General features: G+C 40.2%; 10 protein-coding genes. 3 read left to right on the forward strand and 7 right to left on the reverse strand.

All coding sequences use genetic code 11. The features are described from left to right. Nucleotides 1-31 precede the first annotated feature (31 nt). Nucleotides 32-1201, reverse strand: a complete 1170-nt coding sequence (locus OLM34_RS07825; protein WP_264406430.1) for a M24 family metallopeptidase — start codon at nt 1199-1201, stop codon at nt 32-34. A 148-nt stretch (nt 1202-1349) separates the two neighbouring features. Between OLM34_RS07825 and OLM34_RS07830 the strand changes: the two genes are divergently transcribed. Further along, nucleotides 1350-2714, forward strand: coding sequence for a sigma-54-dependent transcriptional regulator (locus OLM34_RS07830; RefSeq protein ID WP_264406514.1), 1365 nt, complete (start codon nt 1350-1352; stop codon nt 2712-2714). A gap of 9 nt (nt 2715-2723) precedes the next feature. Here OLM34_RS07830 and OLM34_RS07835 read toward each other — a convergent pair whose 3' ends face one another. Further along, nucleotides 2724-5138, reverse strand: a complete 2415-nt coding sequence (locus tag OLM34_RS07835) for a hybrid sensor histidine kinase/response regulator (protein ID WP_264406431.1) — start codon at nt 5136-5138, stop codon at nt 2724-2726. 491 nt (nt 5139-5629) lie between these two features. On the opposite strand from OLM34_RS07835, the gene OLM34_RS07840 reads away from it, so the two are divergent. Beyond that, nucleotides 5630-6007, forward strand: coding sequence for a hypothetical protein (locus OLM34_RS07840; RefSeq protein WP_264406432.1), 378 nt, complete (start codon nt 5630-5632; stop codon nt 6005-6007). Between the two features lie 160 nt (nt 6008-6167). Here the strand turns inward: OLM34_RS07840 and OLM34_RS07845 are convergent, their stop codons facing one another. Genes OLM34_RS07845 through OLM34_RS07865 form a run of 5 tightly spaced genes read right to left on the reverse strand, consistent with a single transcriptional unit; the run spans nt 6168 to nt 11592 of the window. Further along, a complete protein-coding gene (locus OLM34_RS07845) occupies nt 6168-6920 on the reverse strand; it encodes a shikimate dehydrogenase family protein (RefSeq protein ID WP_264406517.1) in 753 nt (250 codons plus the stop codon). Beyond that, nucleotides 6920-7663 (reverse strand): bifunctional demethylmenaquinone methyltransferase/2-methoxy-6-polyprenyl-1,4-benzoquinol methylase UbiE, encoded by a 744-nt coding sequence (gene ubiE / locus OLM34_RS07850; protein ID WP_264406433.1) that lies wholly within the window; start codon nt 7661-7663, stop codon nt 6920-6922. The genes OLM34_RS07845 and ubiE overlap by 1 nt, the downstream gene beginning before the upstream one ends. A gap of 12 nt (nt 7664-7675) precedes the next feature. Further along, on the reverse strand, nt 7676-8632 hold the full coding sequence (locus OLM34_RS07855; protein ID WP_264406434.1) for a phosphoribosylaminoimidazolesuccinocarboxamide synthase: 957 nt from the start codon (nt 8630-8632) through the stop codon (nt 7676-7678). Between the two features lie 60 nt (nt 8633-8692). Continuing rightward, the gene (locus tag OLM34_RS07860; protein WP_264406435.1) at nt 8693-9670 is read right to left on the reverse strand and encodes a PhoH family protein; all 978 of its coding nucleotides are present in this window, start codon (nt 9668-9670) and stop codon (nt 8693-8695) included. 8 nt (nt 9671-9678) lie between these two features. Continuing rightward, nucleotides 9679-11592: an amidophosphoribosyltransferase gene (locus OLM34_RS07865; protein ID WP_264406436.1), complete on the reverse strand. Its 1914-nt coding sequence runs from the start codon at nt 11590-11592 to the stop codon at nt 9679-9681. Between the two features lie 257 nt (nt 11593-11849). On the opposite strand from OLM34_RS07865, the gene OLM34_RS07870 reads away from it, so the two are divergent. After that, nucleotides 11850-13493, forward strand: coding sequence for a fumarate hydratase (locus OLM34_RS07870; RefSeq protein WP_264406437.1), 1644 nt, complete (start codon nt 11850-11852; stop codon nt 13491-13493). Nucleotides 13494-13538 lie beyond the last annotated feature (45 nt).

Genomic DNA, 13538 nt, shown 5'->3' on the forward strand with positions numbered 1-13538 from the left:
AATCCAAGCATTGCAAGTGTGTTACAAAATTTCACAACGAAATCAGTGCTTCTTCGAACAGCGTGATTTTTTCCAATCCGTTTTCGTTGACAATATAGGTGTTTTCGATCCCGACAGCTCCGATATCGGGAAGAACAAATTTGGGCTCGAGAGCAATTGCCATCCCCGGCTGAAGGATTTCTTTAGATCGGCGTGTCAGTACGGGCGGCTCGTTTATTTCCAGTCCTACGCCGTGTCCGATGAATTTTGCCTGTTGAACGGTTCCCATGAAATAGGGTTCGAGTTGATTTTCTTTTATCTTTCTTTCCGCCAATAAATAGAGATCGGCACACGGAGTGCCGGGTTTGGCGGTTTCCCGAATTTCGTCATGAATGTCAATGGACACCTGATGTACTTGATAAGCGATTTTCGGTACTTTCCCGATAGCAAAGGTGCGGGTCATATCATCCATGTAAGGACGATAATTTCCGGCCATATCGACCATAAGGGTAGTGCCTTCTTTTAGTGGTGTTCCGTTTGCACCCAGTGGCAACAGCGGGGTGATACCGCCTCCACCCAATGCATAATCGTATGGAGAGGGTGTCTGAGCATTGTTGCCGGCCAGAATGCTTCCCATATAAATATCCATATTTTCGCCAAAAGAACGAAAAATTCCCAAGGAGCCCGCTTTTCGCATCCGATATTCCAATTCAATCTGAAATTCGATATCGGTCATTCCGGGTTGATAGATGGAGCGGATTTGGGAATAGACTTCGGCATGGATTTTTGCACTTTCGCGTATCTGTTGAATTTCGAAGTTTGATTTTACTGCGCGTATTTCGCGTAATTTTTGCGAGGCATTAATAAGCTCGGGCATATTCAGTGCCGTTTGCAAACGAACGGCAGTGGAATATGACAAAGCATCGGCTTCAAGAAGCAGGCGCCTGGGAAGTGAAAGGTTATATTTACTGAGCATTTCGGGTAGCTGTTCCGGTTTGCGGAAATATTCCACATGTTGGCCTTCGATGCCCAGTGGACGTTTAATAAAGATGAGGGGGTCACTTTCGGGCAAGATATAAAGATAACCGTCAAAAATGAAATCGTTCAAATAAAACCGGTTGACCGAAGTTGTTATAATACAGGCATCAGCTTGCAGTTCTATCATAATTTGTTGAACTTTTCGCAATCGGTCGGTCAATTCTTCTTTTGGTGTTGAAATCATAGGTTGTTTTTATTTTCAAAGGTAATGATTAATCCGATTTGTGGAGTATTATTGGGGATTGTTTTGTAAATTTGTCGGATTAGAAGACATTGTTTTTGTTCGAAATAATGTTGATCTCAAACCTGATTTGCCGGTTATTTTATATTCGATGAAGGGAAGGATACTTTTGGTAGAAGATGATATGGGGTTCGGAACCATGCTTCAGAAATGGTTTGAACGAAACAATTTCTCGGTTCAGTGGTGTACGCGGTTAAATTCTGCCCGGGAAACCCTTAGTCAGGGAGAATACGATGTGGTTCTCTCCGATTTGCGTTTACCGGATGGAGATGGCATTATGCTATTGCAGTGGATGAAAGAACGAAGGATGAATACGCCAGTGATTATTCTTACGGGTTTTGGAGAAGTACGGACTGCCGTGACAGCGATTAAACTGGGTGCGTTTGATTTTCTTGAGAAACCTGTCAATCCCTCTGTTCTCAAACAAAAAATTGAAAGTGTTTTTCAGCATGTAAAGGAAACGGTAAATACCAAAACAACTTCAAAAAAAACGGTTAAATCTAAAACAGACCAATCTGCTCTGATCCCTTCTCTCGTAAAAGGAAATAGTCCGCTATTGAAAAAGATGTACGAATATGTTGCTTTGGTTGCCCCGACACAAATGGCGGTTATGATTTTAGGCGAAAGCGGGAGCGGAAAAGAATATGTAGCACGGATGCTTCACGAGCAAAGTAATCGAGCCGAAGGGCCATTTATAGCAGTGGATTGCGGTATTTTATCGATGGAACTTGCACCGAGTGAATTGTTTGGACACAAAAAAGGAGCTTTTACTTCTGCAGTGGAAGATAAGATTGGTTTTTTTGAAGAAGCAAAGGGTGGTACCTTATTCCTTGATGAAGTTGGTAATCTGCCGTATGGGGTGCAGATGCAGATGCTTCGGGCTTTACAGGAAAAGAAAATCAGACCGGTAGGTTCAACTACGGATGTGGATGTGGATGTGCGTATTGTGACTGCTACAAACGAAAATCTAGAGAAAGCAATTGCTGCAGGTAAATTCAGAGAAGACCTGTATCACCGTTTAAACGAATTTTTGATAGAGGTACCTCCCTTGCGGGAATGTATCGAGGATATTTCTTCATATGCTGCTCATTTTCTTGATGAAGCAAACATCGAGCTCGATCGTAACATTCGGTCTATTTCTCCGGAAGCGCTGCATAAATTGGAAAATTATTCATGGCCCGGTAATTTGCGCGAATTGCGAAATGTTATTCGAAGAGCAGTGTTGTTTACTACAGGCGACACGATTACGGCTGAAAATCTGCCTGTTTTGGAAGAAAAAACAGGTAAAGAATGTGAAAATAATATGTCCTTAACAAGGGATGCCGGTGAAGAAAAAGAAAGAATTGTGCGTGCATTGGAAAAAGCCAAGGGAAACAAAACATTGGCGGCGCGTTTGCTTCAAATCGACCGTAAGACCCTTTATAACAAGATGCATTTATACAACCTCGATCTCTGATCGATTTTCTTACAGGTAATCGTTGTTTATTTTATCGGCAAAAGTTTGTAGCTCTTTTATCGTCTTACCTAGTTCTTCTTTCCATTGAGGAAAAGCAGCGTCATCTTGGCCGCGGAGCTGATCCATTTTTCGCAATACGCTGCAGAGGTATTCTGCATTTAATTGGGCAAGAAAAGGATGCATTTTGTGGCATAGGTGTTGTGCCCCTTCAAAATTGTTTTCTTCAATCATCTGTTTCAGCTTTTCGATATCCTCATACGTGGTTTTGACGAACGTGGCAAGGATTTCTTTTATCGCTTTTTCATCTTCGTCGAATAAGGATGCCAAAAGGGGAAAATGGGTTGACAATGGGATCGGAGGTGTTTCCCGTTTTTTGTTTTGCGAGAGTATCTCCAAGAGCTTTTCTATATCGACAGGCTTCGTTATGAATCCATTGAATCCTTCCGATAAGGCTTTTTTTTCAGTGTAATCGTCGTAGGCAGTCATTAGCCATACCGGGATCTCGGGATGGCTTTCCTTTATAAGTGCCAAAATATCCTTACCTGTGGTATTTTGAAGTTCCATATCCGTAAATATGATGTCGTAGTGTGACATGTTTTTGATGCTTTCCTCGATATGTGTGTCATCTGTGCATAAAGTTACCTCATGCCCTATTTGCTGCAATACTTCTTTCAGCATGTTTGCCAGTGCCGGATGATCTTCAAAAATCAAGATACGGTGCGCAATTGTCTGATCGTTCTCGGTAGGATTTTTGTTGTCCGAAAGGGTATCCACCGCCATTTTTATGAGAGGCAGTTCAACTGTAACACAGGTCCCTTTGCCTTTTTCCGATGTTATCGTTATGGTTCCGTTGAGTGCTTCCGTGAGCCCTTTTGTGACATACATGCCGAAACCGTTGCCTTCTTCTTTTAACGGATTCTGTATTCGGGAAAACGGCTTGAAAATTTCCGGCAGGTCTTTTTCGTCGATTCCGATACCGGTGTCGGCAACCGTGAAAATTACCTTTTCGCCTTCGCCTTTTTTCAGGGATAATACAACTTTTCCTTGAATGGTATATTTTATGGCATTGGACAGAAGATTGGAAAGGATTTGTTTAAGCAGGGTATAATCGGTTTCGACAATAAAGGGATTTTCCAACTGATTATCGAATTCAAGTTGAAGGTTTTTCGTTTCCGCAAAAGGACGAAACATATCGATTACTTCTTCGGCCACGTCTGTCAGATTGAAATGCGAGAGATTGAGTTTTTTTGAGTTTTGTTCCATGCGGGAGAATTCGAGCAGATTCGTGAGCATGGTCAGGATATATTTTCCCGAATTCAGCGCCGATTGAATTTGACGTTTTTTGTCGTCGGATGTTTCGGTCGATTTCCATAAATCCATATAGCCCATGATAGAAGTAAGTGGTGTTTTTATGTTATGAGAAACAGATAGCAGCAGCTTGTGCCGGCTTTCCATGAGTTTTTCGGTAAGTTGTTTTTCTTTTATCAGATCCCTCCGTGCTTTTTGCCCTTTGTTCAGGTCGTTGATGATAAGCAGGATGAAGGTTAATATTAAAAGCAGTGAGAAAACGCCTGAAGCGATTGAAAAAATAAAAATCTGCCGGGTGAGCCTGCTGCTCTCTGAGATTCCCTTTTGTGCCGTTTCTATCGTTTCTTGATGAAGACGGGTCAGCAGTTGGGAGAGTTGAAGCGATATTTCCTGTTCCGAAAGAACCAGATTCCTTACTTGTTTTTCAATCCCTTGCATTTGGGACGAATAATTTCGTGAAGCTCTTTGGGTGGTGACTTTCAGATCGGCATATATCTCTTTGTCCACTCCCGATTTTAGGGTGTCTTTTTCTATAGTGGTCACACGTATTGTTGTGTCTACAGCGGACTGTGGCACAAATAAATTTTTTAGACGGCTCCAAAAATCCTTTTTTTCTTTGACGATGACGGTGGTACTTTGATTGGTGGAAACAACGGATGAGTCTTGGATATTTTCTATTTTTTTGGTTAACTCTTTCAACGGATTTTGCGATCTGAATTGCCCGGCTAGTTTGGAGACGAGTGCATTTTTTTCTCCCAGTAGGATATGAATATTCTGAAGGAGTGTATCTTGACTTTTTGTGGAGGAAATACTTTGCATCTCTCTTATTTGACGTGAAATATCGTTATAGAGAGAATCGTAATACTGGTTGAAAAGTGGATCGGGAGAAAAAAGAAGGGTATTGGTTATATCTTGAATGTGTTGAACGGACGAGATAAGATGATTGGTGGAGGAAAGCGTTTGGTAAGAACGTGCAATTTCTTTCTCTTGAGTGTCGATATTTTTTTTCAAGGTATAAGAATAGATGAAAATGCCACAAAAATAAAGGATCACAACTAAAAATATCAATCCTATTTTTATTCTGATGGTATGTTCCGGTGCATCATTTTTCTTCATATATCCTATCAATCAAGAATTCATTTTTCAGATTCTTACTTCAAACTTAGAAAAAAAAGTCGAGATTTTATAATTTGTATCGTTCTGTCTTTTGTTCATATCTATCGTAAACTTATTTCAGAACAAGACACATTCTTTTCTGTCTCACCTGTTGAATCAAACATAAACTTCTTTTAAATGCAATATTCTACACCTAAAGCGAAAATAGAAATAATAATCTGTCGCTTGAAGAATAGGTTGTTTCAGTTCGCATTATTGTGGAATATTTCTACATGTTTTCTACACATTTCTACAATATAAATTTATGGCATAAAAAGTTCTCCATTTATATTTATTTGAATATGAGTATTATAGGATACATGGGGATAGGGTTTGGTATTTTAGTACGTTATTTGAATATAAATAGATGAACAAGATAAGATGATGTTGATGGCCATTAACAAAAACAAAATCAACAAAAAATTAAGGTTCACATTTAAAATTTGAAGACAATGAAAAAAGTTATTTTATCAGTAGCATTAATTTTTGGTATAATTGGAGCAACACAAGCTCAAAACCAAAACAAGGATCAGATCCAACAAGATCAGACGACAGTGATTTCAAACCAATCACAAGACAATGGGTTTAAGGATGTAAAATTGGAGGAACTGAATGAGAAGGTGCAAGCTGCAATTCAGGCATTAGCTGAAAGTTATCAGGTAAATGCTATTCAGTATAATGAAGAGAAACAAATCACGAAAGTAGAAGCCACTAAAAAGGATGATCAATCGAAGAAAACCTTCTACTTCGATGTTGAGGGTAACGAGATAGCAATGGATACCGTCTCTGAACAAGGTGAAAAAACAGATGAATCTAAAGAGGTCAAGTAGAAATGGATGCAAAATGAGAAAGTTGCATTGCAAAAAGATAACCGCTGTTTAAGCAGGTTAACACAATCTCATTCTCGATAGACAAAATGGACAATCCGGAGGGAAAGTTCTTTTTGTCGGACTACCGCTCCCGAGGTGTAATCTCTCGAGAGCGGTTTTTTTATGCTGTCCAAATTTTCCATGCTGCCTCTGCTTGAAGATGAAGCATCTCTTCGCCGTTTTTTATAGTTGCACCTTTGTCCTTGCCTTTTTTTAAGAATACTGTTTCGGCCGGATTGTATACCAGATCATAAAGAAGATGATTCCGGGTAAGGTATTGATAAGGAATGTCGGGGCATTCGTTTACCTTTGGAAAAGTGCCTACTGGAGAGGCATTTATGATGATTTGGTAGCTGTTGATGATTTCGGGTGTCAGTTCATTATAGGTGTATTTATTTTCACCGGCTGTACGTGAAACATATTTCCAATCGATTCCCAGATCAATTAAAGCTTGCACAACAGCTTTCGATGCTCCGCCTGTGCCCAGGACAAGCGCTTTTTTATGAATATCTGAGTTGATAAGAGGCTCTATGGATTTTTTAAATCCCACATAATCCGTATTATAGCCTTTTAGATAGTAAGTGCGTTTATCGTTTGGGTTTCGATCGATTTTGATGACGTTTACTGCTCCAATTTTTTTAGCTTCGGGCGAAAGTTCATCAAGATAAGGGATGACCTGCTCTTTGTAGGGTATAGTAACATTCAATCCTTTTAGATGTCTATGAGTCAAAATGACGTCTCTGATTTGCTGAATATCTCCAATTTCAACGTTTAGGTATTCGGCATCAATATTTTCCTTTTTAAATTTTTCAGTAAAAAACATGGCCGAAAAAGAATGTTTTAGAGGGAATCCGATGAGTCCGTATGTATCCATCATGTTCTTTTTTGTGCGATATATAAGCTGCAAACGCCTGCTGTGTAGGTTTTGTATTGAAGGGTATAAAAACCGTTATTTTCGAGAATAGTCATCATTTCTTCCCCTTGGGGGAATGCACTGATGGATTGTGGTAGGTATCGGTATGCGTTTTTATCGGTGGACATTATGCGCCCAATAAACGGGATAAAAAGTTCGGAATACATGCGATACAGTTGTTTCATGGGAAAATGTTGTGGGGTAGAGAGTTCGAGAAACAAAAATATGCCGCCGGGTTTCAGCACGCGACGAATTTCGTGAAAAGAGCGGTCGATATTTTCAAAATTTCGTACACCGAAAGCTACGGTTGCTGCATCAAAGGTGTTGTCGGGAAAATTCATTGCAGTGCAATCTTGTTGCTCGAGTATGATACGGTTTCCCATACCATTTGCTTCGATTTTTTTTCTTCCGGTTTCCATCATTTTTTTAGAAATATCGATCCCGATAATCTTGTCGGGCGACAGAATTCGTTGCGCAAGAATAGCAAAATCACCCGTTCCGGTGGCAATGTCCAGCATTTGTTGCGGATGGTAAGGCTTTAATTTTTTAATGGCATCCTTTCTCCAGAAATTATCGATTCCCAGCGAAAGAATACCATTCAGTTTATCGTAAGTGGGGGCAATGGAGTTGAACATGTACTCCACTTGTTTTGTTTTGGATTCGGATGAATTGTATGGAATTACCTTTTCCGAGTTATAACCCATATTATTCCGTTTTTAATGTGATGATCGTTTTTTCAAATACGACATCACATTTCTTTCGATGCGTTCTTCCAGGTTGCTTGTATCGGCTTTTTCGAATTTTTCTCCGGTAATGATTTCGTAAAGTTCGATATACCGTTCCGATACTTGATTGCAAAATTCTTCCGTCATGTTGGGGATTTTTTGCCCGGGTTGTCCTTGAAAACCATTTTCAATCAACCATTGGCGAACAAATTCTTTAGATAGCTGCTTGGGTTCTATACCTTTTTCGAAACATTCCTGATAGCTGTCGCTATAAAAATAACGGGACGAATCGGGTGTATGTATTTCATCGATCAAATAAATTTTACCGTCTTTTTTACCGAATTCGTATTTTGTATCCACAAGAATCAGCCCTTTTTCGGCTGCCATTTCGGTTCCTCTCTGAAACAAAGCATAGGTGTATTTTTCGATTTGTTCGTATTCGTCTTTGTTTACCAGTCCCTGTGCAATGATTTCTTCTTTGGAGATGTTTTCATCGTGACCCTCAGCTGCTTTGGTGGTGGGGGTGATGATAGGGGTATCGAATTTTTGATTTTCTTTCATCCCGTCGGGCAGCGGAACACCGCAAAGAGAGCGTGCCCCTTTTTTGTATTCGCGCCAAGCGCTTCCGGTGAGATATCCTCTAATAACCATTTCCACTTTATAGGGCTCACAGCGTATTCCTACGGTAACCATTGGATCGGGTGAAGCTGTTTTCCAATTGGGAACGATGTCGGAGGTCGCGTCCAGAAATTTATTGGCAATCTGGTTTAATACTTGTCCCTTGTAGGGAATCCCTTCCGGAAGAATTACATCGAATGCCGAAATTCGGTCAGTTACAATCATGACCAGTATGTCGTTTTCGATGGTGTATACGTCACGTACTTTACCGTGATAAACAGCGGTTTGTCCCGGAAAATGATAATTTGTTTTAACCAATGTATTCTTCATATTTTTCGTTTTTATTCATGTCTTTGAAGAAATCTCAGCGTAAATATAGTAAATGTTCTACTATTCTTCTTTAGGGGAATCGGGAAAAGCTTCTTTTTCTTCTCTTGCTTCGCTTTTTTCGTATGCTTCAACTATATGTTGTACCAATTGGTGGCGGACGATGTCTTTTTTGTTGAATTCTACGGTGGATATGCCTTTTATTCCGCGCAGCACTTTCATTGCATGAATTAATCCCGATTGTTGAGAGTGCGGCAAATCGATTTGAGTGATGTCGCCTGTTACAATCATTTTTCCGTTTAAACCCAAACGGGTCAAAAACATTTTTATCTGTTGTTTGGTCGTATTCTGGGCTTCATCCAGAATAATGATGGCATCGTTGAGGGTGCGGCCGCGCATAAAAGCTAATGGTGCAATCTGGATAACTTTGTTCTCGAGATATTCTTTTAGTTTCAACGGTGGAATCATATCTTCCAACGCATCGTATAAAGGTTGCAGATAGGGATCGATTTTTTCTTTCATATCCCCCGGAAGAAAGCCGAGTTTTTCCCCGGCTTCAACTGCCGGGCGACTGAGGATGATCTTGCGTACCTGCTTATTTTTAAGTGATCTGACAGCCAGTGCTATGGCAGTGTATGTTTTTCCCGATCCTGCAGGACCGATGGCAAAAACCAGATCATTTTCGTCAAAAGCTTTTATGAGTTTTTTTTGGTTGGGCGTTCGTGCGAGAATAGGTTTGCCGTTGATCCCGTAAATAATCAGGTTGTCTTGAGAGAATATTGTGGGCGCTTTGCCTTTTACGATATCGATAATATCCTCTTCTCTAAGGATATTCGTCTCGATACCGAATTTTTCCAATTTATGGATGTTATCTTCGAAACGGATAATTTCTTCTTCATCACCAATAACCTTGATAACATTTCCCCGTGCTACAATCCGAAGTTTTGGAAATAGTGTTTTTATTAATTGAATATTAATGTTGTTTATTCCGAAAAAAACAACAGGATCAACATTTTCTAGGATGATTATTTTTTCAATCATTAAAATGGTTAAAAATTCAGTTTAAATTGATACGGGCGGTTTTCTTCACCTTCAATGTAATTGATGAACGCATGATTTACCATTCGGTTACCTCCAGGAGTGGGGTAGTCTCCCGAAAAGTACCAGTCGCCGGCATGATCGGGACAGGCTTTGTGCAAATTTTCAATCGTTTGAAATACAATTTTAACTTCTGCCTTCGTCCCTTCCGGGGTAAGCATTCGTGCTATTTTGTCGGAAATCTCTTCGTCGGTAAAGGGTTCATAAATTTCCTTTACGTAATTCACGATTTCTTCTTTTTTCTTGTCTTTTTGTGCCAGTGATTTTTGATAGACTTCATCTATCACATGTTGTAATCCTCGTTCTTTTAATAGTTCGATAGCGGCTTTAAAAGCGATGAATTCGCTCAGACGCGACATATCGATACCGTAATAATCGGGATAGCGAATTTGTGGCGAGGATGAAACAATAACGATCTTTGTGGGATCGAGTCTGTCCAGAATTTTTATGATGCTCTGCTTCAATGTAGTCCCTCGCACAATGCTATCATCGATAATCACCAATTTATCTTTGTTCCGTTCCAATGAACCATAGGTAATATCGTAAACGTGAGCAGCCAAATCGTTGCGGGTATTACCTTCTGTAATGAAAGTGCGAAGTTTGATATCTTTAATGGCTACTTTTTCTGCACGAACACGTTTGGAGAGAATCTGTTCAATTTCATTTTTATTCAATGAAGCGCCTTTCTCTGCAAGGATTTGTGCTTTTTCCTTGTTAAAATGTTTTTCCAATGCCTCCATCATGCCGAAAAAAGCCACTTCGGCAGTGTTGGGGATAAATGAAAAAACCGTATTGTCGAAATCGTGATCAATAGCGTCTAATATTTTCGGAATGAGTAGCTCACCTAGTTTTTTGCGTTCGCGATAAATATCGTAATCGGATCCGCGCGAGAAATAAATGCGTTCAAAAGAACAGGGCGTAATTTTTTCTTTTTTTTCTATGATCTGAGACAGGGAAATTTTTCCGTTTTTTTTCACAATTAATGCCTGCCCCGGTTCCAGTTCATGAACATCGTCCTTGGTTAGATTAAATGTAGTTTGAATGACCGGTCGTTCTGAAGCAACCACAGCAACTTCATCATCGTAATAATAAAATGCCGGTCGAATTCCCCAAGGATCGCGTAAAGCAAAAGCATCGCCACATCCGATGAGTCCGCTTATTACATAACCCCCGTCCCATATTTTGCTGGCTCGTTTCAATAAGAATGGTATATCCAGTCGCTCTTCAATTAAATGACTGATTTGCTGTCCGTTTAATCCTTCTTTGTTGATATGGTCATATTGATATTGAACTTCTCTATCCAGATAGTGGCCCAGCGATTCGAGAATGATAAAAGTATCGGCATAATCACGAGGATGTTGTCCTTCAGAAAGGAGTTGTTCAAACATTTCATCGACATTGGTCATGTTGAAATTTCCTGCCAGGGCGAGACTTCTTGATGCCCAATTGTTTCGTCGCAATAGCGGATGTAAATATGCTAATCCGCTTTTTCCCGTTGTGCTGTATCTAAGGTGGGCAAGGAAAAGCTCTGCTGCAAAGGGAACACTTTTCTTTACAAAGTCAATATCTTTTAATTTGTCGGGCGAAAAACGACGAAATGTTTCATGTACCTTACCAAAAATTTCGGCAATAGCACCTGAACCTGCGGCTCTTTCTCTGAAAATAAACTCATTGCCTGCCGAGGCTTCCAACTTAACCGCGGCAAGACCGGCTCCTTCCTGACCGCGATTGTGTTGTTTTTCCATTAATAAATAGAGCTTATCGAGCCCATATTGCCACGAGCCGTATTTTTTATAATAATAATCTAGGGGTTTCAAAAGGCGGATCATTGCAACCCCGCATTCATGCTTAATTTTATCTGTCATTTATTATTGTCTTCCCAGAATTAATCTACAAATTTAATTCTATTTACAGAAAAGTACACACCCTTATGGATTAAAAATTTAAAAAATATAAATGCAGAAGATTTTGCTCATTAACTTTTCGGTTGATTTTTATTATTTTTTGTATCCTTTCCTTTTCGGAGAGACCATTTTTCTTTGTATTTTTGCGAAACCGGGAGTAATAAATGCTTCGCTGTTATCTAAAAGTCACACAAATATAATGATAAATCGATTAAATTATGACTGTAAAACCGTTTAAGTATCAAGATCCCTTTCCTTTGTCGAAAGATGATACAGAATATTATTTGCTGACAAAAGACTATGTGTCGATTTCGAATTTCGAGGGAAAAGAAATATTGAAAATTGAGCCTGAAGGGTTAACGCTGTTAGCGCAGCAGGCATTTCGTGATGTAGAATTTTTGCTTCGCCCTGAGCACCAAAAACAGGTAGCCCGGATTTTAGAGGATCCTGAAGCGAGTGAGAATGATAAATTTGTGGCGTTGACTTTTCTGCGTAATGCAGAGATTGCTGCTAAAGGAGTCCTTCCCTTTTGTCAAGATACCGGAACAGCAATTATCATAGGGAAGAAAGGTCAACGCGTGTGGACAGAAGGCAATGATGCTGAAGCATTATCAAAGGGTGTTTACAATACATTTGTGAATGAAAATTTTCGTTATTCACAAATTGCTCCTCTCACTATGTATGAGGAAGTGAATACGGGGTGTAATCTTCCCGCACAAATCGACTTATATGCCGTTCCTGGAGATGAATATGAATTCCTTTGCATTGCGAAAGGCGGTGGATCGGCAAACAAAACCTATTTGTATCAGGAAACAAAAGCATTGCTCAGACCGGATAAACTGGAGAATTTTTTGATTGAAAAAATGAAAACACTGGGTACCGCTGCTTGTCCACCCTATCATATTGCTTTTGTGATTGGCGGTACTTCTGCCGAGGCTAATTTGAAAACCGTAAAACTGGCTTCGGCAAAATATTACGATAATCTTCCTTCTGTTGGTAATGAATGGGGTCAGGCATTTCGTGATTACGAATTGGAGGAAAAACTGAAAAAGGCTTCTGAAGAATTCGGATTAGGTGCGCAGTTTGGCGGGAAATATTTTGCTCACGATGTGCGGGTTATCCGTTTGCCGCGTCATGCTGCTTCATGCCCTGTGGGAATGGGCGTTTCGTGCTCGGCCGATCGCAATATTAAGGCAAAAATCACTAAAGAAGGTATCTGGCTGGAGAAATTGGAGGACAATCCCGGTCGGTTTATCCCGGAAAAATATCGTCAAGCCGGGGATGCGGGAGGAGTGAAGATAGACCTGAACCGTCCCATGAAAGAAGTTTTGGCCGAACTTAGCAAATACCCTGTCTCTACGCGTTTATCGCTCAGCGGTACAGTTATCGTGGCTCGCGATATAGCTCATGCAAAACTTAAAGAGCGGTTGGATAGAGGTGAAGACCTGCCTCAATATTTTAAAGATCATCCTGTGTTTTATGCAGGTCCTGCAAAGACTCCGAAAGGTTATATTTCGGGTTCGATGGGACCTACCACTTCAAATCGGATGGATCCTTATGTGGACGAGTTTCAATCGCACGGAGGCAGTATGATTATGATTGGAAAGGGAAATCGTAGTCAACAAGTTGTGGATGCTTGCAAAAAACACGGAGGATTTTATCTTGGAAGTATCGGCGGACCGGCGGCTATTTTGGCTCAGAATCACATTAAAAAACTGGAATGTGTGGAGTTTCCCGAACTTGGAATGGAGGCAATATGGAAAATTGAAGTTGAAGATTTTCCGGCTTTTATTCTGATTGATGACAAGGGGAACGATTTTTTCAAAATGGTTCAAGCGCCGAAATGTGCCTATGGTAACTAAATCACAGAAATAAAACCAATAAGAAGAGTAACGCAAATCAGCGTT

Origin of the sequence: Anaerorudis cellulosivorans (assembly GCF_025943985.1) — a bacterium.
In the GTDB taxonomy this organism is placed as follows: domain Bacteria; phylum Bacteroidota; class Bacteroidia; order Bacteroidales; family Dysgonomonadaceae; genus Anaerorudis; species Anaerorudis cellulosivorans.

Coding starts and splice junctions, on each gene's coding strand:
- OLM34_RS07825 (WP_264406430.1), bottom strand. CDS start 1,201: ATGATTTCAACACCAAAAGAAGAATTGACCGACCGATTGCGAAAAGTT.
- OLM34_RS07830 (WP_264406514.1), top strand. CDS start 1,350: ATGAAGGGAAGGATACTTTTGGTAGAAGATGATATGGGGTTCGGAACC.
- OLM34_RS07835 (WP_264406431.1), bottom strand. CDS start 5,138: ATGAAGAAAAATGATGCACCGGAACATACCATCAGAATAAAAATAGGA.
- OLM34_RS07840 (WP_264406432.1), top strand. CDS start 5,630: ATGAAAAAAGTTATTTTATCAGTAGCATTAATTTTTGGTATAATTGGA.
- OLM34_RS07845 (WP_264406517.1), bottom strand. CDS start 6,920: ATGGATACATACGGACTCATCGGATTCCCTCTAAAACATTCTTTTTCG.
- ubiE (WP_264406433.1), bottom strand. CDS start 7,663: ATGGGTTATAACTCGGAAAAGGTAATTCCATACAATTCATCCGAATCC.
- OLM34_RS07855 (WP_264406434.1), bottom strand. CDS start 8,632: ATGAAGAATACATTGGTTAAAACAAATTATCATTTTCCGGGACAAACC.
- OLM34_RS07860 (WP_264406435.1), bottom strand. CDS start 9,670: ATGATTGAAAAAATAATCATCCTAGAAAATGTTGATCCTGTTGTTTTT.
- OLM34_RS07865 (WP_264406436.1), bottom strand. CDS start 11,592: ATGACAGATAAAATTAAGCATGAATGCGGGGTTGCAATGATCCGCCTT.
- OLM34_RS07870 (WP_264406437.1), top strand. CDS start 11,850: ATGACTGTAAAACCGTTTAAGTATCAAGATCCCTTTCCTTTGTCGAAA.